The organism is Photobacterium ganghwense (assembly GCF_017329545.1).
Taxonomy (GTDB): Bacteria; Pseudomonadota; Gammaproteobacteria; order Enterobacterales; family Vibrionaceae; genus Photobacterium; species Photobacterium ganghwense.
Genome location: NZ_CP071325.1, coordinates 172,355 through 194,695, shown reverse-complemented (window position 1 = coordinate 194,695; position 22,341 = coordinate 172,355). Strand labels below are relative to the sequence as shown.

The 22,341-nt window shown below is 54.1% G+C and carries 22 protein-coding genes; 14 read left to right on the top strand and 8 right to left on the bottom strand.

What is annotated here, in order from left to right; translation table 11 throughout:
* The first annotated feature begins 644 nt into the window (after positions 1 to 644).
* From FH974_RS00930 to FH974_RS00905, 6 genes are all read left to right on the top strand, one after another.
* On the top strand, positions 645 to 1,496 hold the full coding sequence (locus FH974_RS00930) for an MIP/aquaporin family protein (protein WP_047887186.1): 852 nt from the start codon (positions 645 to 647) through the stop codon (positions 1,494 to 1,496).
* A gap of 80 nt (positions 1,497 to 1,576) precedes the next feature.
* On the top strand, positions 1,577 to 3,094 hold the full coding sequence (gene glpK / locus FH974_RS00925) for a glycerol kinase GlpK (RefSeq protein WP_107193914.1): 1,518 nt from the start codon (positions 1,577 to 1,579) through the stop codon (positions 3,092 to 3,094).
* A gap of 252 nt (positions 3,095 to 3,346) precedes the next feature.
* Entirely contained in the window at positions 3,347 to 4,354 is a 1,008-nt protein-coding gene (gene glpX / locus FH974_RS00920; RefSeq protein ID WP_047887189.1) for a class II fructose-bisphosphatase, read from the top strand.
* A gap of 144 nt (positions 4,355 to 4,498) precedes the next feature.
* Positions 4,499 to 5,116: a helix-turn-helix transcriptional regulator gene (locus FH974_RS00915; RefSeq protein ID WP_047887190.1), complete on the top strand. Its 618-nt coding sequence runs from the start codon at positions 4,499 to 4,501 to the stop codon at positions 5,114 to 5,116.
* A gap of 13 nt (positions 5,117 to 5,129) precedes the next feature.
* A complete protein-coding gene (locus FH974_RS00910) occupies positions 5,130 to 5,873 on the top strand; it encodes a ferredoxin--NADP reductase (protein ID WP_047887191.1) in 744 nt (247 codons plus the stop codon).
* A 167-nt stretch (positions 5,874 to 6,040) separates the two neighbouring features.
* Positions 6,041 to 6,388 (top strand): DUF3135 domain-containing protein, encoded by a 348-nt coding sequence (locus tag FH974_RS00905; protein WP_047887192.1) that lies wholly within the window; start codon positions 6,041 to 6,043, stop codon positions 6,386 to 6,388.
* Between the two features lie 179 nt (positions 6,389 to 6,567).
* Here FH974_RS00905 and FH974_RS00900 read toward each other — a convergent pair whose 3' ends face one another.
* On the bottom strand, positions 6,568 to 6,915 hold the full coding sequence (locus FH974_RS00900; RefSeq protein WP_047887193.1) for a 5-carboxymethyl-2-hydroxymuconate Delta-isomerase: 348 nt from the start codon (positions 6,913 to 6,915) through the stop codon (positions 6,568 to 6,570).
* Positions 6,916 to 7,321: 406 nt separating this feature from the next.
* Here FH974_RS00900 and tpiA point away from each other — a divergent pair, with 406 nt between their 5' ends.
* Positions 7,322 to 8,092: a triose-phosphate isomerase gene (gene tpiA, locus FH974_RS00895; protein ID WP_047887194.1), complete on the top strand. Its 771-nt coding sequence runs from the start codon at positions 7,322 to 7,324 to the stop codon at positions 8,090 to 8,092.
* 265 nt (positions 8,093 to 8,357) lie between these two features.
* Here the strand turns inward: tpiA and pfkA are convergent, their stop codons facing one another.
* Entirely contained in the window at positions 8,358 to 9,320 is a 963-nt protein-coding gene (gene pfkA, locus FH974_RS00890; RefSeq protein ID WP_047887195.1) for a 6-phosphofructokinase, read from the bottom strand.
* Positions 9,321 to 9,872: 552 nt separating this feature from the next.
* The gene (locus FH974_RS00885; RefSeq protein ID WP_047887196.1) at positions 9,873 to 10,364 is read right to left on the bottom strand and encodes a CpxP family protein; all 492 of its coding nucleotides are present in this window, start codon (positions 10,362 to 10,364) and stop codon (positions 9,873 to 9,875) included.
* Between the two features lie 184 nt (positions 10,365 to 10,548).
* Between FH974_RS00885 and FH974_RS00880 the strand changes: the two genes are divergently transcribed.
* The 3 genes from FH974_RS00880 to trmL all read left to right on the top strand — a co-directional run bounded on the left by FH974_RS00880 (position 10,549) and on the right by trmL (position 13,265).
* Positions 10,549 to 11,244 carry a response regulator gene (locus tag FH974_RS00880; RefSeq protein ID WP_047887197.1) on the top strand — a complete coding sequence of 232 codons (696 nt, stop codon included), beginning with the start codon at positions 10,549 to 10,551 and terminating at the stop codon, positions 11,242 to 11,244.
* Entirely contained in the window at positions 11,241 to 12,605 is a 1,365-nt protein-coding gene (gene cpxA, locus FH974_RS00875) for an envelope stress sensor histidine kinase CpxA (RefSeq protein ID WP_047887198.1), read from the top strand. Before FH974_RS00880 ends, cpxA begins: the two co-directional genes overlap by 4 nt.
* A 195-nt stretch (positions 12,606 to 12,800) precedes the next feature.
* Complete coding sequence (gene trmL, locus FH974_RS00870) at positions 12,801 to 13,265, top strand: tRNA (uridine(34)/cytosine(34)/5-carboxymethylaminomethyluridine(34)-2'-O)-methyltransferase TrmL (protein ID WP_047887199.1); 465 nt, start codon at positions 12,801 to 12,803, stop codon at positions 13,263 to 13,265.
* 100 nt (positions 13,266 to 13,365) lie between these two features.
* On the opposite strand, the gene cysE is transcribed toward trmL, so the two are convergent.
* The 4 genes from cysE to FH974_RS00850 all read right to left on the bottom strand — a co-directional run bounded on the left by cysE (position 13,366) and on the right by FH974_RS00850 (position 16,458).
* Positions 13,366 to 14,187: a serine O-acetyltransferase gene (gene cysE, locus FH974_RS00865; RefSeq protein ID WP_047887200.1), complete on the bottom strand. Its 822-nt coding sequence runs from the start codon at positions 14,185 to 14,187 to the stop codon at positions 13,366 to 13,368.
* 182 nt (positions 14,188 to 14,369) lie between these two features.
* Positions 14,370 to 15,386 (bottom strand): NAD(P)H-dependent glycerol-3-phosphate dehydrogenase, encoded by a 1,017-nt coding sequence (gene gpsA, locus FH974_RS00860; RefSeq protein WP_047887201.1) that lies wholly within the window; start codon positions 15,384 to 15,386, stop codon positions 14,370 to 14,372.
* Between the two features lie 18 nt (positions 15,387 to 15,404).
* A complete protein-coding gene (gene secB / locus FH974_RS00855; protein ID WP_047887202.1) occupies positions 15,405 to 15,881 on the bottom strand; it encodes a protein-export chaperone SecB in 477 nt (158 codons plus the stop codon).
* Positions 15,882 to 16,008: 127 nt separating this feature from the next.
* The gene (locus tag FH974_RS00850) at positions 16,009 to 16,458 is read right to left on the bottom strand and encodes a rhodanese-like domain-containing protein (RefSeq protein ID WP_047887203.1); all 450 of its coding nucleotides are present in this window, start codon (positions 16,456 to 16,458) and stop codon (positions 16,009 to 16,011) included.
* Positions 16,459 to 16,888: 430 nt separating this feature from the next.
* On the opposite strand from FH974_RS00850, the gene gpmM reads away from it, so the two are divergent.
* From gpmM to FH974_RS00835, 3 genes are read left to right on the top strand one after another with little or no spacing between them, the layout of a single operon-like run.
* Positions 16,889 to 18,430: a 2,3-bisphosphoglycerate-independent phosphoglycerate mutase gene (gene gpmM / locus FH974_RS00845; protein WP_047887204.1), complete on the top strand. Its 1,542-nt coding sequence runs from the start codon at positions 16,889 to 16,891 to the stop codon at positions 18,428 to 18,430.
* 8 nt (positions 18,431 to 18,438) lie between these two features.
* The gene (locus FH974_RS00840) at positions 18,439 to 19,602 is read left to right on the top strand and encodes a peptidoglycan DD-metalloendopeptidase family protein (RefSeq protein ID WP_047887205.1); all 1,164 of its coding nucleotides are present in this window, start codon (positions 18,439 to 18,441) and stop codon (positions 19,600 to 19,602) included.
* A gap of 30 nt (positions 19,603 to 19,632) precedes the next feature.
* Entirely contained in the window at positions 19,633 to 20,589 is a 957-nt protein-coding gene (locus tag FH974_RS00835) for a divergent polysaccharide deacetylase family protein (protein ID WP_084712682.1), read from the top strand.
* A gap of 41 nt (positions 20,590 to 20,630) precedes the next feature.
* Here the strand turns inward: FH974_RS00835 and FH974_RS00830 are convergent, their stop codons facing one another.
* Positions 20,631 to 21,275, bottom strand: a complete 645-nt coding sequence (locus FH974_RS00830) for a TetR/AcrR family transcriptional regulator (protein ID WP_047887207.1) — start codon at positions 21,273 to 21,275, stop codon at positions 20,631 to 20,633.
* A gap of 114 nt (positions 21,276 to 21,389) precedes the next feature.
* On the opposite strand from FH974_RS00830, the gene rfaD reads away from it, so the two are divergent.
* Complete coding sequence (gene rfaD, locus FH974_RS00825) at positions 21,390 to 22,334, top strand: ADP-glyceromanno-heptose 6-epimerase (RefSeq protein WP_047887208.1); 945 nt, start codon at positions 21,390 to 21,392, stop codon at positions 22,332 to 22,334.
* Positions 22,335 to 22,341 lie beyond the last annotated feature (7 nt).

Below are 22,341 nucleotides of genomic sequence, written 5' to 3'. Positions count from 1 at the left end.
TTTGCCCTAACCATTAAGACAACCTTACACAGGCACATTTACGGTTCATATGCCACCTATTCTAGCGAGGCGTCCTGCTTATGACATCTACAAATACCACGCTTTTCAACAAACGGGCAAAAATTACACAATTTTGATGAGATTTTTGCTTTCCTGATCGCCCGCACTCCGATCTCCCCCGGACCACCCCGTTTTTCCGGCCGCCGCGCCAGCTTCCCACCATATGAACTATGCGTGCAAAAATCGCTCGGACACGCCGTCTAAATGGGTAAAACTGCGATCAAACTCTATTTTAATGCAGGGTGAGCGTGCTAATTTCTGTCCTGATCGTATCTCTCTTGGATTTATCCAAGGCTTTGCCCAATCTGGCACATCCGACCTGTACAGGTCGGATTTTTTATTTTATAAACATCAACTTAAACAAATCACTTTATTTCTCCTCATCTAATCACCCCCAAAATGCTCGAAAAGGGAAAAACCCCCAGTCCCCAGCAATCGTTTGCGCGCATTCGCAAAAATAGAATTGTTTTTATGCTCGAACGCACATTTCTCGCGCAATCCAATTTTCTTCGCTGCGAGATCGAGTACATTTAGCCCACAACAAACATAACAATACCCCTACGACATAACAAAAGGACTGAACCATGACTACCCCGAAACAACACACTCTACTCGGCGAGTGCCTGGCCGAATTTATAGGCACGGGATTACTGATCTTTTTCGGTGTCGGCTGCGTGGCGGCGCTGGTACTGACTGGCGCAGAGTTCGGCCAGTGGGAAATCAGTATTATGTGGGGTCTGGGTGTGGCAATTGCGATTTACTGCACCGCCGGTGTGTCCGGCGCGCACATCAACCCAGCCGTGACCATCGCACTGGCAATGTTCCACGGTTTCGATAAACGCAAAGTCCTGCCGTACATTGCGGCACAAATGCTTGGTGCCTTCTTTACCGCCGCGTTGATTTACAGCCTGTACGGCAACCTGTTTACCAACTTCGAAACTGCCAACGGCATTGTGCGCGGTACCGAAGCCAGTCTGGCAACAGCCGGTATCTTCTCGACATACCCGAATGCCGCCCTGTCTTTCAGCGGAGCCTTTGCGGTGGAATTTGTAATCACCGCCGTGCTGATGTTCGCCATCCTGGCCATCGGTGACGAGAAAAATGGTGCGCCACGCGGTGCCATGGGCCCGCTGCTAATCGGTATTCTGATTGCGGTGATCGGCGGCTCTCTCGGTCCGCTAACCGGTTTTGCCATGAACCCGGCACGCGATTTCGGTCCTAAATTCTTTGCTTTCCTGGCTGGCTGGGGCGACGTAGCGCTGACCGGCGGGAAAGACATCCCTTACTTTATCGTGCCTTTCGTAGCCCCAATTCTGGGTGCCTGTGCCGGTGCCTGGCTATACCCGAAAACCATCGGTGTGTATCTGCCTGGTAACCGTTGCACGCTGCCTAACCAGTGTGAAGAGACTGGTGACAAAAGCGCAGCACAAGCGTAGTCAATGGCGTCCATGCCGCAGCTACGTATGAATAACAAACACTCTACTACCCTTATAAAATGAAAATAGAGGAAACCGTCATGACAACAGAGCAAAAGTACATTGTTGCACTAGATCAGGGGACGACCAGCTCGCGCGCCGTAGTGCTGGACCACAACGCCAATATTGTGTGTTCCGCGCAGCGTGAATTTACCCAAATCTATCCGAAAGCCGGATGGGTTGAGCATGACCCTCTTGAAATCTACGCAACACAAAGCTCTACACTGGTCGAAGCGCTGGCAAAAGCCGGTATCAGCTCTGATCAGGTGGCGGGGATTGGTATCACTAACCAACGTGAAACCACCATTGTCTGGGACAAAAATACAGGTAAGCCGGTTTACAATGCCATCGTCTGGCAGTGCCGCCGTACCGCTGATATCTGCGAAAAACTAAAAGCTGAAGGGCTGGAAGAGTACATCCGTGACAACACCGGCCTGGTTGTTGACCCGTACTTCTCCGGTACCAAAATCAAGTGGATCCTCGACAACGTCGAAGGAGCCCGCGAAGAGGCAGAAGCCGGCAACCTGCTGTTCGGTACGGTCGATACCTGGCTGATCTGGAAAATGACCCAGGGTCGTGTTCACGTAACGGATTACACCAACGCCTCACGTACCATGGTGTTCAACATCAATACCCTGGAGTGGGATGAAAAACTGCTGAAAGCGCTGGATATCCCACTGTCGATGATGCCGGAAGTGAAGCCTTCATCTGAAGTGTACGGAAAAACCAACATCGGTGGTAAAGGCGGTACCCGTATTCCTATCGCCGGGATTGCCGGTGACCAGCAGGCAGCACTGTTTGGCCAGATGTGTGTCAGCGCCGGTCAGGCGAAAAACACCTACGGCACCGGTTGCTTCCTGCTGATGAATACCGGCAGCGAGAAAGTCACCTCACACAACGGCCTGCTGACAACCCTGGCCTGTGGCCCGAAAGGGGAAGTGGCCTACGCCCTGGAAGGTGCCGTCTTTATGGGTGGGGCGTCAATTCAGTGGCTGCGTGATGAAGTCAAACTGCTGGACGATGCCAAAGACTCCGAATACTTTGCAGAGAAAGTGGGCAGCGCCAACGGCGTGTATGTGGTACCGGCTTTCACCGGTCTGGGTGCGCCTTACTGGGACCCTTACGCGCGTGGTGCCATCGTTGGTCTGACCCGCGGGGTGAACTCAAACCATATTATCCGCGCAACGCTGGAAAGTGTGGCCTACCAGACCCGCGATGTCCTGGACGCAATGCAGGCAGATTCCGGCATTCAACTGGCGAGCCTGCGAGTGGACGGTGGCGCGGTCGCCAACAACTTCCTGATGCAGTTCCAGTCCGACATCCTTAATACAGAGGTGCACCGTCCGGTGGTAACCGAAGTTACCGCACTGGGTGCTGCCTACTTGGCCGGTCTGGCAGTCGGATTCTGGGGCAACATCGATGAGCTGAAAGACAAAGCTGTGCTGGATCGCAAGTTCATCCCATGTGCCGATGAGAACAAACGTAACCGTCGCTACCGCGGCTGGAAACGTGCGGTGGAGTGCGCCAAAGGCTGGGCCATCGACGAAGACGATTGCTAATCCCCTCAAACTCGTTCCCTTTCAAGGCCTGCCGATGCAGGCCTTTTTCATGCCTGCGACCGTCACCAGAACACTCCAGCCCGACGCCGTATCCCCAGCGCGCCCCGAACAAACATTTCGCTTTCTATCCGATTCTGCGCGTAAACCGCTGCAAATTTCACATTTTTGCGCAAACGCAAACGTTTCCTTTCCAGCTGTGATAAAATCGCCGCCAGTTTTCTAGCCCACTGATTTTCTTTTTCTGGAGTAACCATGAAACGCGATTTGGCGATGGCATTTTCCCGCGTCACAGAAGGCGCTGCACTGGCTGGCTACAAATGGCTGGGCCGCGGCGACAAAAACGCGGCCGACGGCGCAGCGGTCGAAGTGATGCGTGCCCTGCTCAACCAAACTGAAATTGACGGTGAAATCGTCATCGGTGAAGGTGAGATCGATGAAGCACCTATGCTCTACATCGGGGAAAAAGTGGGTACTGGCGGTGATGCCGTTGATATCGCAGTGGATCCTATCGAAGGCACCCGTATGACCGCGATGGGCCAGAACAACGCCCTGGCCGTTCTGGCGGCCGGTGAAAAAGGGTCATTCCTCAAAGCCCCTGACATGTACATGGAAAAACTGGTTGTCGGTCCGGCCGCCAAAGGGGTGATCGATCTGGGCAAATCCCTGACTGACAACCTGAAAGCCGTTGCCGCTGCGCTGGATAAACCCCTGGATCGCCTAGTGGTCATCACTCTGGCCAAGCCACGTCACGAACAAGTGATTGCAGAGATGCAGGCGATGGGTGTACGCGTGTACGCCGTGCCGGACGGTGATGTAGCCGCTTCCATCCTGACCTGTATGCCTGACAGCGAAGTTGACCTTATGTACTGCATTGGCGGCGCACCGGAAGGCGTAGTTTCTGCCGCCGCGATCCGCGCGCTGGGCGGCGACATGCATGGCCGTCTGCTGCCGCGTCATCAGGTCAAAGGCGATACGGCTGAAAACCGCGAGCTGGGCGAAGTAGAAATCAGCCGTTGCCGCGAAATGGGCATTGAGCCGAACACTATCCTGACCATGAATGACATGGCACGCAGCGATAACGTGATTTTTGCCGGTACCGGGATCACCAAAGGCGACCTGCTGGAAGGGATTACCCGTCAGGGCAACATGGCGACGACCGAGACTCTGCTGATCCGCGGTAAATGCCGCACGATCCGCCGCATCAAATCGACCCACTACCTGGATCGCAAGGATGAGGCCATCAAAGACCACATCCTGTAACCGCTTCTCCCGGGCGCACAACAAGTGCGCCCTTTTCCTTCCTTATTACCCGTGATCCTCCCCCGCCTCACTTTGTAAAGTTGTTGCTTTATTTAGCAGCCTGACTACATAATTACTAGGAACACTTTTTTAACACGGGTGGCTATGAAAACCATTGATCGAATTCTTTACCGGATGAAACGAGAAGGACCGGTGACGGCCAAAATGCTGGCTGAAGAGTTCAAGCTCACGACCATGGGCGTGCGACAGCACATGCTCGGCTTGGAAGAAGATGGCCTGGTGGACTTTGAGGATGTCAAAGTGAAAGTGGGCCGGCCGACCCGCCACTGGCACCTGACACCCAAAGGGCACAAGCGATTTGCTGACCGTCACGGCGATCTTATTATTCAAATGCTTGATTCTGTCGAAGAACTGTTTGGCCGCAGCGGCCTCGATCAGGTCGTCGAACGCCGGGAGAATCAAACCTTTGAACAATATCAGGCCGAGCTGGCACAGGCCGAAAATTTAGAAGAAAAACTGCAAATTCTGACTACACTCAGGGAACAGGAAGGCTACATGGCAGAGCTTCAACGGGATGGCGAGGACTTTATCCTGATTGAGAATCACTGTCCTATCTGTCATGCCGCCGAGCACTGCCCGTCCCTTTGTCGGTCCGAACTCACCATTTTCCAACGTCTACTGGGTAAGGACATCCAGGTAGAGCGTAATGAACACATTATTGCTGGCGAGAGGCGCTGTACGTATCGCATAAAAAAATCATAACGAGGAGAACATTATGGCTGACTGGATCCCCGCTCAGGTTATCACTAACCGCCATTGGAACCAGGACTTATTTAGCCTGGTGCTGACGGCCAACATCGAACCTTTCAAAGCCGGCCAGTTTACTAAACTGGCGCTGGATATTGACGGCAAACGGGTTCAGCGTGCCTACTCCTTCGTTAATCCTCCGTCGAGCCCGCACATTGAAATTTATGCTACCCGCGTGGCGGACGGCCAGCTTTCTCCCGCTCTCCATGCCCTGGAAGCCGGTGATGAAGTCCTGATTTCAGCCCGGGCGACCGGCTTTTTTACCCTTGATGAGGTGCCGGACGGCGAACATCTCTGGTTGCTGGCCACCGGGACTGCGATTGGCCCGTATCTGTCGATTCTGCGCGAAGCCGAGGTCTGGAAACGGTTTCGCAAAGTCATACTGATCCACGCGGTACGCTTCGCGGCCGATCTGAGCTATCAGGCGGAGATCAATACCCTGCTGGAAAAACACCCGGACCAGCTAATTGTCCAGCCCTTTGTCAGCCGCGAGCCGGCACAGCTGGCACTGACCGGCCGTATTCCGCAGGCGATCGCCGACGGCATGCTGGAACGCCACATCGGGCTGAAGCTCAACCCGGGAAAAAGCCAGATCATGCTCTGCGGTAACCCGGAAATGGTGCGTGACACCAAAGCCACTCTTGAAGCGCTGGGGTTTGCCAAAAATCTGCGCCGCAAACCGGGCCAGATCACCATGGAACATTACTGGTAACCCAAAACGCCTCACAGTCATCCGACTCTCCGCCGGGATCGCCAATGATCCCGGTGTCTCAATCATGAAGCAGACTCCTCCCCTCCCTGACAACTAACTTTATTGCATAACAACAATGCAGCTGTTTCTACTTACAGTTTTTCACTTGTAAAGTGTTAGGGGACCTTATGCAGACTTTACCGTCGTTTGATGAACTGAAAAAAATGGCCGAGGACAACCCGGACGCCCTCGAAGCACTGCGCCTGTCCATGAGCGAAGAGATCATTCGCCATGCCAGTGCAGAGATGCAACCCCGGCTGCGCGCTCAACTCAGTCATATCAATCATGTCATTGCCCGGGGCAAAAACCCCAACCACACCAATATTCTGCTAATGAGCGAATTGCAGCAGCAGCTCAAACGCTTTGCCCAAGCGCTTAATGCACCCGATACCCTGACCGAGCAACAGGCTGATATTCGTGCCTTTCCGGCCTCGCCCCGCCAACCGGATGCCACCACGCCCAAGCAAACACGGTAACAGGAGGCGGAGGGAGACAATCAGCCCGTCTTCGGAGCTGAGATATCAGAGACAGTGGCTGTTGGAAAAGCGACCGCCCGGAAAGCTCTCATTGAAAAAACTCTCGATGGGAAAGCTAACGATGGGAAAGTTAATGATAGGAAAGCTATCGTTGGGCAAGCTAACGTTGTGGAAACACATCATCCGCTGACTTTAAGAAAACACTCACGGTCCATATCCCGGATATCAATCGTCAGGCTGTTGATCCCTCCGGCATGCTGTTCCAGCACCGCCATCAGCGCCCGGGAAATCGTCCTTTTGGTTTCCGGCGAGCGACCGGACAGCAGACTGAGTTCAAGATGAATAAAAGTGGGCACATTGGCGGCCTCGCCCACCAGCCAGTTCTGGCAGCAGTAACTGCGGGATTTGACCGAGGCCGGTTCAAACACCCCGCTGGTCAACAGCACTTGATGCAGGTCATCCAGTAAACCGGGAACATTAACCCGCTCAGCAACAGGTTCAGCGTATTCCATGACGAGATTTGGCATCCTTTCCTCCTAGGTAATCAGCCCCGGCACCCTGCCGGGGAAATCATTCGCCCCGCCACAGTAACGAAAAGCGGCGCAGCTCGCCAAGCCTGACCGTCAGATTTGCCCGGCCGATCACTCTCTCCGCGCCCGGATTGTGCCGCTAATTTCACCAGCCTGAAAAAAAATGCCGCGTAACGGTTCCCTTTTATCAGGGAAAAAGGTACAACCGAGCACAGAAATGATTTAGAGCAGTAAATTATTGTCACAAACTGATATATAGTTACAGTTTAAGTACGCAACATCACCGCGGTCACGAATACCCAATAGCATAGTCATCTGGGTTGCCGGCCCAGCCAGCACCACGCCCTCAGATCACTATGCTCTTAGGTATTCTTTTTACAGCAAATAGACTTGGAGAAAAGCTATGCGCCATCCTGTGGTTATGGGTAACTGGAAGCTAAACGGTAGCAAGGAAATGGTATCTAACCTGATTAAGGGCCTTGATGCGGCTCTTGAAGGGGTTGAAGGTGTTGACGTAGCCGTTGCTCCACCAGTGATGTACCTGGATCTTGCTGAACAACTGATCGGCAAGGCCAAGAACAAGATCATTCTGGGTGCTCAGAACGTTGACGTGAACGCCAGCGGTGCCTTCACCGGTGATATCTCTCCAGAGATGCTAAAAGACTTCGGCGCAAGCCACATCATCATCGGCCACTCTGAGCGCCGTGAATACCACAGCGAATCTGACGAGTTCGTCGCGAAGAAATTTGCATTCCTGAAAGAGCACGGCCTGACACCAGTACTGTGCATCGGTGAATCTGAAGCGCAAAACGAAGCCGGCGAAACAGTCGCTGTCTGTGCCCGTCAAATCGACGCAGTGATCAACACCCTGGGTGTTGACGCACTGAACGGCGCAATCATCGCATACGAGCCAATCTGGGCCATCGGTACCGGTAAAGCTGCAACAGCGGATGACGCTCAGCGCATTCACGCAGCTATCCGTGCGCACATCGCAGAGAAAAGCGAAGATGTGGCTAAACAAGTCGTCATCCAGTACGGCGGTTCTGTGAAACCAGAAAACGCGGCCGCTTACTTTGCCCAGCCTGACATCGACGGCGCGCTGGTTGGCGGTGCTGCTCTGGATGCAACCAGCTTTGCGGCTATCGCAAAAGCGGCGGCTGAAGCGAAAAAATAATCTTCTTCTGCCGGTATCCCCGGTCAGATGACAAAAGCCGCCACTTGGCGGCTTTTTTGTTGCTGGCGTTTCTGTGTATGCCGACTGATGCATGGATTTTTCATTAAAGCGGCCCGTTACTTACTGCCCGTCCCAGAGCTTCGCATCATAAACAGCCAATACGATAGCAGCACAACGGCAGGCAGCCCAAAAACCGAAATAACAGGCACAAAAAAGCCGGTGCAAACACCGGCTTTTTCTCACTCTGCAACAATCGCGACGGCGATCAGAACAGTTTGTCAGCCAGCGCGTACAGATCCGTACGAACCGGGCGTTTCATATTCTCGATCGCATCAATGATGTCGTGGTGAACCATTTGCTCATTCTGGATACCCACGCAACGACCACCGTGGCCCTGCATCAGCAGCTCAACCGCAAAGGCGCCCATGCGTGATGCCAGAATACGGTCAAAGGCTGTCGGCTGTCCGCCACGCTGGATGTGGCCCAACACTGTCGCACGGGTTTCGCGGCCCGTTTCATCTTCGATGTATTTTGCCAGCTCGTTCGCGTCAGTCATCAGCTCTGTCAGGGCAACAATGGCGTGTTTCTTGCCTTTGTAAATACCCTCTTTGATTTTCGCCAACAGCTGCTCTTTGTTCAGGCCCGTTTCCGGCGTAATGATGTACTCACAACCACCCGCGATCGCCGACATCAGCGTCAGGTCACCACAGTGGCGGCCCATCACTTCAACGATAGAGATACGCTGGTGCGAGGAAGACGTGTCACGCAGGCGGTCAATCGCATCAATGACCGTGTTCAGCGCCGTCAGGTAGCCGATGGTGTAGTCGGTACCGGCCACGTCATTATCGATCGTGCCAGGCAGACCGATACACGGATAACCCATTTCAGTCAGCTTCTTGGCGCCCATGTAAGAGCCGTCACCACCGATCACAACCAACGCGTCAATGCCGTGAATTTTCAGGTTTTCAATGGCCTGAGCACGCACTTTTTCATCTTTGAACTCAGGAAAACGCGCGGAGCCCAGGAAAGTACCGCCGCGGTTGATCACATCAGACACGCTTGAGCGGTTCAGTTTCTCAATGCGGTTTTGATGCAGGCCCTGATAGCCGTCATAAACACCATAAACTTCCAGGCCTTCAGACAATGCTGCACGCACAACACCGCGAATCGCCGCGTTCATACCAGGTGCGTCACCACCACTGGTCAATACACCAATCTTCTTAATCATGGTTACCCTCTGACTTTGGGAAATGAAAACTCAAATCCGGTACGAGTTGCCAAGGTTCCCCTGCTTGGCACCATAAACCCGCTCCGGGCTCATGCTCGCATAAAACTGTAACTTTCCTACTAATGTAGGAGTATTACAATTTTGATAAAAAAATTTGTTGATTCATATCACGATAGCCTGCGACTTCACCCCGGTGCCGATATTTTCTCCGACCACGGGGGTTATCACTGTGATACAGGCCCTGTTGAGTGGCAGGGCAAACGCATGACAACGCCTTCACTCACATACTATAACCAGTATATATCCTGACATCAGGGCCTCCAGTAGTGCGCAAGGGTGACGACCGCGGGCGATGTGAATTCCTCCATGATAATCACGCCTGATTGGCAGCACAGACTGGGCATTACCCGCAGTATAGCTGTTTTGTGATGAAAATTAATAACAAAAATCGGGCAAGCGACTGAAATCACATCCTGATCTAAATAACAAAGATATAAAAAAACCGCCTCCCGAAAGAGACGGTTTTCGCGCAAGGCTACCCAAATAAGTCTGTTAGTTTTTCGCTTTTTCAGCCCAGCGAGCCTGGCACTGTGCCATACGATCCTGCTGCAGCTGCTGGAACTTGGTTTTCTGCTCTGGAGTCAGTAGCTTAAACATTTCATGGCGCTGCTTGAGCATGGTGACGCGGTGTTCAACCTGCTGCTCAGACATCTGTTTTGCCAGCTCGCGCACAGCCGCTTCATCGAAGTTATCTGCCAGTACCAATTGCTGCATCTTCTGATGCTGGGCCTGCATTTCAGTCCGGTGGCTCGCCATTTCACTGCGACGGGCTTCACGGTTGGCATCGCGCATGGCGGTCATCTTCTCTTGCTGCTCGGCCGTCAGATCCAGTTGGCTGAACATACGTTTGCCATCATACATCCCGCAGTCGCCGCCTTTCCCGCCATGGTGGTGCATACCGCCACCGTACGCCAGGGCCGATGCAGAGGCCATTGTCAGAGGAAGGAGTACAGCCAGGGCCAGAGTTTTCTTCATCGCTTTCATCGTTCATCTCCGTTCTGTTCTTGCAATAACGAATGCGTTATCGGTATGGGTGTAGCTTACCGCCTGCAAGGTAAAGGGCTGTCTTTGAAACGTAAAACTGCGTAAAGCCGGGGGTCTTGCGCTTGGCGTGCTCCTTTAATATTAGAGATACTATCGTCAACCGCTTATTTGTAAGGTAGTTGCTATGGCCAAAATTCTGCTTGTTGATGACGATACCGAACTGACCTCTCTGTTAACCGATATTCTGGAAATGGAGGGATTTGATGTTGTTGAAGCCAACAACGGCGAACAGGGTCTGGCAAAGGTCGACGACAGTATCGATCTGATCCTGTTGGATGTCATGATGCCGGTGCTCAACGGCACCGAAATGCTGCGCCGCCTGCGCGAGCACCACGCCACACCGGTGCTAATGCTGACCGCCAAGGGCGAGGAAATAGATCGGGTGCTGGGGCTGGAACTGGGGGCCGACGACTACCTACCGAAACCCTTCAGTGACCGCGAGCTGCTGGCACGGATGCGCGCGATCCTGCGCCGTACCCAGGGCAACGGCCCACTGGCCAAATCCGGCCCGGACTGCCTGCGTTATCAGGAACTGGAAGTGTACCCGGGACGTCAGGAAGTGCTTTACCACGGCACCCCCATTGAAATGACCGGTACGGAACTGGCATTACTGAGCTACTTCATTCAGCATCCGGGCAAAATCATCGCCAAGCACGAACTCAGCCTGGAAGTGCTGGGCAAACGCCTGGCTCCGTTTGACCGGGCCATTGACATGCACGTATCGAACCTGCGCAAGAAACTGCCGGAGCGCTCGGATGGCAAACCCTGGCTGAAAACCTTGCGCGGCAAAGGCTACCTGCTGGTTGAGGACAGCGAATGAAACTGCCCCGTTTCTCCAGCCTGTATGGCCGTATTTTCGCGGTCTTCTGGCTTACCCTGCTGATCGTGGTACTGACCCTGTTGCTATTGCCGCATCTGGATCCCCGTACCCAGCACACGATTCCGGAACCTCAGCTCCAGCGCTACCACGACCTGGCTGCCGACGTCGCTGACGAACTGAATCAGGGCAATGCCGCACTGGAGCAAAAGCTGCAGCGATTTACCGATCACCAGCGCCACCGCGGATTCCAGCTGTATTTCACCACGGTGGACACCGAAATCATTGCGCCGACCGGACGAAACAAGGCACTGCGCAACTTCATCACCATGGCAGACAGCCCGGATGCCCCGCGGCAAAAGCTGTACGGCCGCTGGATGATGGCCGGTCCCTTCCCGATCAGCTACCGCGACGACACCCTGCTGATGTATGTCGGCCGGATCTGGCGGGAACCACCGCCCTTCTTCCTGCAAATTCTGGACAAGCCGTTCCAGCTCCTGCTGGTAACTATGCTGGTCAGTACCCCGCTACTGCTCTGGCTTGCCTGGGCGATTTCCATTCCGGCCCGCCGCCTGCAGCAGGCGGCAGAACGGGTGACCCGCGGCGAGTTTGAGGCCGATCCCCGCTTGGAAGCCGGCCCGAGTGAATTCAAACAGGCCGGTGCCAGCTTTAACCAGATGGTGCAGGCCATTAACCAGATGATTGGCGGGCAGCAGCGCCTGCTGTCCGATATCTCGCATGAACTGCGCTCTCCGCTGACCCGGTTACGGATGGCCACGGCGCTTGCCCAGCGCAAACAGGGCGAAAGCAAAGAGCTGACCCGGATTGATACCGAGGCCGAGCGACTGGAAAAAATGATCAGCGAACTGCTGGAATTATCTCGTATGCAGGTCAACAGCCATGATCAGCGCGAACTGTGCGACGCCCAGGCCTTATGGTTCGAAATGCTGGAAGATGCCCGCTTTGAGGCCGAGCAATGTGGCAAGCAGCTGGAGTATACCCCGCTGCAGGCATGGCCGCTGCGAGGCAACCCTAACCTGCTGATCAGTGCGCTGGAAAACGTGGTTCGCAACGCCATCCGATACGGTAATGACCAAATCCGCCTCGAGTTTACCCACACCGACGATCGGTTAATCATGACCGTCGATGACAACGGCGATGGCGTGCCGGAAGCCGAGTTGGGCGATATATTCCGCCCGTTTTACCGAGTGTCGACAGCTCGGGATCGCAGCAGTGGCGGCACCGGCCTGGGGCTGGCGATCACCGACAGCGCCATCCGCCAGCACAGCGGTAAAGTCACGGCCAGCCGCAGCCCGCTCGGCGGCCTGCGCGTTACCCTGACCCTGCCGCTGGCCATCTCCTGAGCCAGGTGAACGTCCCCGTTGACCATACCAAGCGAGCCATGTTGGCTCGCTTTTTTCTTCCGCTTGTTCCATATCGATTTACAGTGCCTGCGTTTCCCGTTGCGGTCGCTTCTGCTACATTAGCGTCCGCTACACGTCTTCTGAAACTTTAACCCCCTGCAATTGCAGTCAACCGGATAACGAGAAATCAGCCTCATGTTTGATATCGCCCTGTATGAACCGGAAATTGCCCCTAATACCGGCAATATCATCCGCCTGTGCGCCAACTGCGGTGCCAACCTCCACCTCATTGAGCCACTCGGGTTTGATCTGGAAGAAAAAAAACTGCGCCGCGCAGGTCTGGACTACCACGATCTGGCCCATGTGTTCCGTCATAAAAACTACGACGCCTTTCTGGCCCATGTGGGTGACCGTCGCATTTTCGCCTGCACCACTAAAACCACCAACTACCATACCAATGCGCAGTTTGCCGAAGGCGATATTCTGCTGTTTGGCCCGGAAACCCGGGGATTACCTGCCGAACTCATCGCCAGCCTGCCGCAGGAACAACGCCTGCGAATTCCGATGCACCCGGACAGCCGCAGCCTGAATCTGTCCAATGCTGCAGCGATCATTGGCTATGAAGCCTGGCGCCAGCTGGGTTTTAAAGGCGCAGTCTGACCCTTTCTGCCGACCATAAAAAACGAGAGCCTGAGCTCTCGTTTTTTATGGTATGAGTGTTTTTATGGTGTGAGTAACAGGGCATTCCCCTATCAGACACTCAGATGCCGTCACCGGCAATAAACGTCTGGCTGGTACCGTTGAACTGCTGATCCATATCCATAGAAGGCTTTTCACTGCTCGGACGGCCGACAATTCTGGCCGGTACCCCAGCGACGGTGGTATGTGGCGGTACCGGATTCAGTACGACCGAACATGAGCCAATTTTGGCCCCTTCGCCCACCACAATATTGCCGAGAATTTTAGCACCGGCACCTATCATGACCCCTTCCCGGATCTTCGGATGTCGGTCACCGCTTTCTTTACCAGTACCGCCCAGGGTCACATCTTGCAGAATCGACACATCATTCTCAATCACCGCGGTCTCACCAATCACGATCCCGGTGGCGTGGTCGAACATGATGCCCTGGCCAATACGGGCCGCCGGGTGCACATCCACCTGACAGGTCACGGAGATCTGGTTTTGCAGATACACCGCCAGCGCGAACCGGTTCTGCTTCCACAACCAGTTTGCCACCCGGTAACCTTGCAGGGCATGGAAGCCTTTCAGATACAACAGAGGCGTCGAGTATAGCTCAACCGCCGGGTCTCGCTCGACCACCGCACGAATATCACAGGCCGCTGACTCTGTGATTGCGCAGTCGCTACTGAACGCCTCTTCAATCACTTCACGCACCGCCATGGCCGGCATCGACGGGGTTGCCAGTTTATTGGCCAGAATATAACTCAGCGCAGCAGCCAAGTTATCGTGCTTAATGATCGTGGCATGATAAAAGCTGGCCAGCATAGGTTCTTGTTCAGACTGCTCCCGTGCTTCCTGCTTGATTGACTGCCACACGGCGTGTTGTTGACATTCCCTCACGTTGTCCTCGGTATCGTTTCGAATTGGAATAGGCTTGCTGGCCGGCCGACAAAAACCGGGGCCGGTCGTGTACTTACAATCTTATAACTTTACTCCCCCCAGAAAAAAAAACAACGCGGGTATGACAGCCCGCGTTGCTTGAGGGTTGGGAGCGCGGTTAAGCCTGTGGCTCAACCTGACCGTTATTCGTCTTTTTTCTCACGCGCCAGCAGATCTTTAGCCGCTTCACGGGCATCTTTGCCCTGATACAGCACCTTGTAAATCTGCTCGGTAATCGGCATTTCCACGCCCATGCGTTGAGCCAGAACCCAGACTTCCTTGGTATTACGGTAGCCTTCCACCACTTGGCCGATTTCCTGTTGCGCGGTATCCACATCTTTCCCCTGACCCAGAGCCAGGCCAAAGCGGCGGTTGCGCGACTGGTTGTCGGTACAGGTCAGGACCAGATCACCCAAGCCGGCCATGCCCATAAAGGTTTCCGGCTGAGCACCCAGCGCCGCACCCAGACGACACATCTCTGCCAGACCCCGCGTGATCAGCGCAGTCCGGGCATTGGCACCAAAACCGATACCGTCAGACATCCCGGCACCGATCGCAATCACGTTTTTAACGGCACCGCCAAGCTGCATCCCGATAAAATCGCTGTTGCTGTATACCCGGAACGTCTTGCTGCAGTGAATTTTTTCCTGCAGGTCACGAACAAACGCTTCATCCGGTGATGCCACCGCAATCGCCGTCGGCATACCCGCCGCCAGCTCTTTGGCGAACGTCGGGCCTGACAACACGGCAAGCGGGATTTGATCACCCAGCGCCTCAACCGCAACGTCCTGCAACAGGCGACCGGTTTCCGGCTCCAGCCCTTTGGTTGCCCAGCAGATACGGGAGTCCGAACGCAGGTGCGGTTTCACCTGATGCAGCACCTCGCCAAAGACATGGCTTGGCACCACGACCAGTAAATCACGGCTGGCCTTCACGGCCGCTTCCAGATCGGCAGACAGGATCAGAGATTCCGGAAAAGCCACTCCCGGCAGGAAGGCTTCGTTGGATCGATCCATTTCCAGCTGCGCAATATGGGCCGGATCATGGCCCCACAAGATCACGTTGGCGCCGTTGCGCGCCAGTGAAATCGCCAGTGATGTACCGTATGAGCCTGCGCCCAGAACGGTCATTGTGATGGCTTGTTCGTTACCAGGATTCATTACGGTCACCCAGATAAATTACGCTTCAGTGTTTTCAGCGTCGCCCTGAGCCTGCGCCTGATTCTGCAGGTAGTTCATGAACAGTGCGTCAAAGTTTACCGGCGCCAGGTTCAGTTGTGGGAATGTCCCTTTAACCACCAGGCTGGAGATAGTTTCACGAGCGTACGGGAACAGGATGTTCGGGCAGAATGCACCCAGGCAGTGAGCCAGCTGAGGCGCTTCCATACCCGACACAGAGAAGATACCGGCTTGCTGTACTTCACACAGGAAAGCTGTTTCTTCAGCGTTCTTCACCGTTACAGTCAGACGCAGTACCACTTCGAATACGCCCTCTGCCAGTTCACGGCTCTGAGTATCCAGATCCAGTTTCACGTCCGGGTTCCACTCTTGCTGGAACATTTGCGGAGAGTTTGGTGCTTCAAAAGAAACATCTTTCAGGAAAATACGCTGGATTTGGAAGTTTTGCTGTGCTTCGTTGTTTGCTGCTTCAGCCATGTTAGAGTCCTTTTTCTCTCTGTACTCACCGCAGTGAGCCATTCAATATCGCAACCATGATCTTATATCACAACTGCACAAATCTGATTTCATCGTAACAGGCAGCATCGTGCTGCCGGCCACAGACTTATTTATTGCCTTTACCGGCCTTGCTGCGAATCAGCGGCAGGTTTGCTTCATTCCATGAAATCAGGCCATCTTTCAGCAGGTTGACGTTGTCAAAACCGGCTTTGTGCAACAGGTTGGCACTTTCTTGTGCGGTCTGGCCTGTTTTGCATACCACGATGATTGGGGCGTTCTTGTGATTTTCAAGTTCGCCGTAGTTCTGTTCTTTGATTTGGCTTGGCAGAATGTGAAGTGACCCGGCAATATGACCACCGCGGTACTCATCTCGGCTGCGGATATCCACAAACACCCCGTTCTCACGGTTGATCAGCGCCGTGGCCTCGTTTGGCGTCACATACTTGTAGCCCGCAGTCTTCTGTTTTACGTAAGACGCAATGATGGCTACGATCAGACCGACCCACACCAGAGACAGAATTGGATTACTTGTTACAAAATCGATGTATTGCTGCATGATTTACGCTCTATGTTCCTAAATATCAGCCTGCTTTCCGGAGGCTAACCACCACAAAAATAAGGATCCTGAGTATACCTTCGCCAGCCCGGTTGTACAGACAGGGACAGTAATTACGAGCTACGGCTCACTCGATTTTACGGCCGCTGGTACAAGTATTGAACGATCTTTCCGCCCCCGGTATCCGGAACAAGAAAAATGAAAAAAACTCCCCGCCAGGGCTTACACTAAGAGGCAGAAATGAATATATTTCCGTAAGAAGATAACAAACCATTTACAGCATTGTTTGATCTTGCCCTACAGTTCGGGCAGGAAACTGTAGTAAAATTACGGTTAAAGCGTTCAATTACCTTAATCCTGCCGGTGCCTTAGGGTTAAGGTAATTGATCCAATTTACACTCAGATTTCTAACTTTAACGAGGGACAGCATATGTCTGCTAAGAAGCCTCTGGCTTTGGTTATTCTGGATGGCTGGGGTTACCGTGAAGACAACGCCGACAACGCGATTGCCAACGCGAAAACTCCGGTTCTTGATGGTCTGATGGCGAATGAAGCGCACACCCTGATCTCTGCCTCAGGGATGGATGTTGGCCTGCCGGACGGTCAAATGGGTAACTCTGAAGTGGGCCACACCAATATCGGTGCCGGTCGCGTGGTGTACCAGGATCTGACCCGAATCACCAAATCTATCGCTGACGGCGATTTCTTCGAAAACCCAGCGCTGACTTCCGCGATTGATAAAGCCGTTCAAGCTGGCAAAGCCGTTCATATCATGGGCCTGATGTCACCAGGCGGTGTGCACAGCCACGAAGACCACATTGCCGCAGCCGTGGAGATGGCCGCGAATCGCGGTGCTGAGCACATCTACCTGCACTGCTTCCTGGATGGCCGCGACACGCCGCCACGTAGCGCTCAAGCCTCTCTGGAGCGTTTCGATGCCCTGTTTGCCCAACTGGGTAAAGGCCGCATTGCGTCTCTGGTTGGTCGTTACTACGCGATGGACCGTGACAACAACTGGGAACGTGTTGAAAAAGCCTACAACCTGCTGACTGCTGCGGATGCTGACTTTACCGCTGCCACTGCCGTTGAAGGTCTGGAAGCGGCGTATGCCCGCGAAGAAAACGATGAGTTCGTCAAAGCGACAGAAATCCGTGCCGAAGGCCAACCTGTGGCTGCGATGCAGGATGGCGATGCCGTCTTGTTCATGAACTACCGTGCTGACCGTGCCCGCCAGATCACACGTACATTCGAAGTAGATTTCGCCGGCTTTGAGCGCAAGCAGTTCCCGGCACTGGCCGATTTTGTCATGCTGACTCAATACGCGGCTGACATTAACCTGCCTGCTGCTTTCCCACCAGAAAGCCTGACCAACACCCTGGGTGAGTGGCTGTCGAAGAAAGGCAAAAAACAGCTGCGTATTTCTGAAACGGAAAAATACGCGCACGTTACGTTTTTCTTTAACGGCGGCGTCGAAAATGAGTTTGACGGCGAATCTCGTCAATTGGTCGCTTCACCAAAAGTGGCCACCTATGACCTGCAGCCGGAAATGAGCGCGCCGGAGCTGACTGATAAGCTGGTTGCCGCAATCAAGAGCGGTGAGTTTGATACCATTATCTGTAACTACCCGAACGGTGACATGGTCGGCCACACTGGCGTTTATGATGCTGCGGTAAAAGCATGTGAAGCCGTAGATACCTGTATCGGCCGCGTAGTTGACGCTATCCGTGAAATGGACGGCCAACTGCTGATCACTGCCGACCACGGTAACGCCGAAATGATGGTGAACCCGGAAACCGGCGGCATCCATACGGCGCACACCAGCCTGCCGGTACCTCTGGTTTACGTGGGCAGCAAATCTATTACTCTGAAAGATGGCGGGAAACTGTCAGATCTGGCCCCAACCATGCTGGCGCTGTCTGACATGGAAATCCCTGCAGAGATGACTGGTCAGGTGCTGTTTGATCTGAAATAATCACCGCTATGCGGGAGATCATTCGTAACCTTCACCAATCCATCCGCGCCAGTGCATTATGCACTGGTGCTTTGTTATGTCTGGCGTTTGCCGCTCCGGCAGCCCAGGCAAACCAGAACCAGCTTGATGGCGTCAAACAAGAAATTTCACGCCAACAACAACAGGTCAGCAGCCAGCGTCAGCACATCGACCAACTCCAGAAAGATTTACGTAAACAGGAAGTTGGCATTGCTGAAACGGCAAAATCCATCCATCGTGCCGAGAGCCAGATTCAGTCACTGAATCAGTCTGTGCGAACCTTGCAAACCCAGATGGCCTCACTCAGACAACAGCAGCTGGGACAGCAGGAAATGCTGAAAGCGCTGATGGATGCCCAGTACCGTCAGGGACAGCACAGCCAGCTGGCGCTGCTATTAAGCGGGGAAAACCGTGACAAACTGGATCGCTATACGGTCTATGCCGAACGACTGAGCCAAGCGCGCACTCAGGCGCTGGATGAGCTGGCTGCCACCACGACCGAATTGCAGCTGAAGCAACATACCCTGCGCCAGCAGCAAGAAGCACAGCAAACCAAACTCGACGAGCTAAAAAAACATCAGGCCAAGCTGGAGTCGGAACGACGCCAGCGTCAAAGCACAGTCAGCAAGCTCAAACAGCAGATTAACACCGACAACCGTTACCTGGCCGAGCTGAAAGAGAACGAGCAGCGCCTGATTAAAGAAATCGCCCGCGCCAAAGCCGCGGCTGAAGCCGCCCGCCGCCGGGCACCTATGAACGGCCTGAGCCAGCACAAAGGTAAGCTGCCGTGGCCGGTCAGCGGACGAATCGTCCACGCCTATGGTTCACCGCAACAAGGTGAGCTACGCTGGAAAGGTATGGTGATCGGCCAGAATGCTGGCAGCCAGGTCAAGGCTATCTACCCGGGTAAGGTGGTGTTTGCCGACTGGTTGCGTGGTTACGGCCTAATGGTGGTGATCGATCATGGCAAAGGCGACATGAGCTTCTATGGTTACAATCAGGCACTGCTGAAAAAAGTGGGCGATAACGTACAGGCCAATGAAGCTATCGCACTGGTCGGCGATAGTGGCGGGCAGGAGCAGTCCTCCCTTTACTTCGAAATTCGTCGCAAAGGTACGCCGACCAACCCAAGGAGCTGGCTGGGGCAACCTTAATCGCGACCGAAACAGGAGAAACTTGCAGTAATGTCATGGATTCGACACTTGCACCACCTGTTTCACTCGCACCACTGCGAGCATGATGTTCCGACGCCGTGGACTCGGTGGCTGAGTATCTCTGAACGCCCCCAGCTAGGGACACGGCAATGTCCCGGTTCTTTTGTCAGGCACCTCTTTGCCAGACAACTCAAGGCAGGGCGTCTCTTCGGCGAAGGGACAGTCAGGGGAGAAAGGGCAGCCTTGCTGCTGTCTGTCAGCTTATTGCTGGCTTCTTGCTTACTGCTCCCCGCGCCCATTCAGGCTGGTCAGCTGGCGATCGTGATTGACGACTTAGGCTACCAGCCGCTTCCGTTGACTTTCCGAACCTTGCCTGCCGAGATCAGCATTTCGGTACTCCCCGATACCCCCTATGCAACCGCCACCAGCCACGAAGCAACCCGTCAGCAACGAGATGTCCTGCTACATATGCCGATGGAGCCAAGCCGTGCCGCGCCACTGGAACGCACCACGCTGACTTCCCGAATGGCCAAGGCCGAATTCCAGCAAACGCTTCGTCAGGCGCTGCGCAAAGTCCCCGACGCCTTCGCGGTCAACAACCATATGGGCAGCGCCCTCACCCAAAACACTCAAGCCATGAACTGGGTGATGGAGGTGCTGGCTCATCAGCATCTGGCGTTTCTGGACAGTCGGACCACGATTCACTCAGTCGCACTGACGGCCGCGCACACCTATCAGGTGCCGGCGTTGAAACGGCACATCTTTCTGGACCACCAACCCACAGAAACGTTCATCAGCCAGCAGTTGCAACGGGCGATCCATCAAGCACAGCAGCAGGGGGCAGTGATCGCCATTGGCCACCCTCACCCTGTTACGTTAGCCACGCTGCAAAACCGGTTACCGACGCTGGCGGCAGAAGGGATCACTCTGGTCCGGCTTTCTGCCTTGTATGCGGCCGATCAGCCCCCGTCCGGCACCACGCCCTAGCGCCCAATTCTTAGTCCCTAGGGGGCATGTCTGAGTATCGGTTAGCTATTGCGCTCTACCTGTTCACAGTAATGCGCTTCCAGCTCCCGGACATAATCCCGCCCTTTGTCTGTCGTCAGCGGACGGACAATTGCCAGAATCTGCAGCACGCCCTGATAAATCACGCTCTTAGTGATCTCGGCACCCGGTGCCTGCGCACTCTGGTAAAAGATCCAGCTGGACACAACCAGTTTCAGCGTGTTTACCAACGCCCCCAACTCGGTATCATCCAGCGCCAGCAGGTCGCCGGCCCGAAAACTTTTCATCATCGCCATGATGTTCTGATGCAGCCCTTCCTGCGCCAGCAGGTATTTTTGCTGCAACTCGGCATCCCGGCGCAAAATGTCCGGCAAATTGGCGTAAAAGAAGCGATAACGCCACATCAGCATGAAGACAGAGTCAAGATACGCCAGCAGGTTATCCGCCGTGATCTGTTGGAGATCAAGTGGCTGGAAATGAATCCTGAGATCATGGGCGTATTGATCAAAAATACTGTGTATAATCTCTTCTTTATTACGGAAATGATAATACAGGTTGCCGGGGCTGATCCCCAGATGAGCGGCTATGTGGTTCGTGGTTATGTTTGGCTCACCGCTTTCATTGAAAAGCTCTAGTGCTGCCAGGATAATTCTATCGCGGGTCTTCATTTGCTTCTCACTTCTGTGCCCATGACGTTGGCAATCTGCTAATACTATCATAAAGATAATTCATAACGGCGGCAGTGATGCGACCGTTTGCCCAAACTGAAGACTGGAATAGCCATGATTATTGTAACTGGCGGCGCCGGTATGATCGGCAGCAACATAGTGAAAACCCTGAACGAGCAAGGCCATAACGACATTCTTGTTGTGGACAATCTCAAAGACGGGACCAAATTTGCCAACCTGGTCGACCTTGATATCGCCGACTACATGGACAAGGAAGATTTCATCACGCAAATCATGGCCGGTGATGACTTTGGCCCTATTGAGGCGGTCTTCCATCAGGGTGCCTGCTCATCCACCACTGAGTGGGACGGCAAGTACATGATGCTCAATAACTACGAGTATTCGAAAGAGCTGCTGCACTACTGCCTGGAGCGCCAGATTCCTTTCCTGTATGCCTCGTCCGCAGCGACCTACGGCGGCCGCGACCATGACTTTATTGAAGAGCGCGCCTACGAAGGGGCGCTCAATGTCTATGGCTACTCCAAGCAGCTGTTTGACAATTACGTCCGTCGCTTGTGGCAGGATGCAGAAGCAAACGGCGAATCGCTGTCGCAAATTACCGGCTTTCGTTACTTCAATGTCTACGGCCCCCGCGAGCAGCACAAGGGCAGTATGGCCTCCGTCGCCTTCCACCTGAATACACAAATCCACCAAGGTGATAATCCGAAGCTGTTTGAAGGCTCAGAGCACCTTAAACGTGATTTTGTGTATGTCGGTGATGTGTGCAAGGTGAACCTCTGGTTCTGGCAGCAAGGCGTTTCCGGCATCTATAACTGCGGCACCGGCAAAGCGGAGTCTTTCAACGAAGTCGCTAAAGCCGTCATCGCGTTCCACGGCAAGGGCCAGGTGGAAGAAATTCCGTTTCCGGATCACCTGAAAGGCCGTTATCAGGCCTTCACCCAGGCAGATCTGACCAAGTTACGCGCAGCCGGTTACAAGGAAGAATTCAAATCGGTGGCCGAGGGCGTGGCCGAATACATGGCAATCATCAACAGTTAAATTTTAT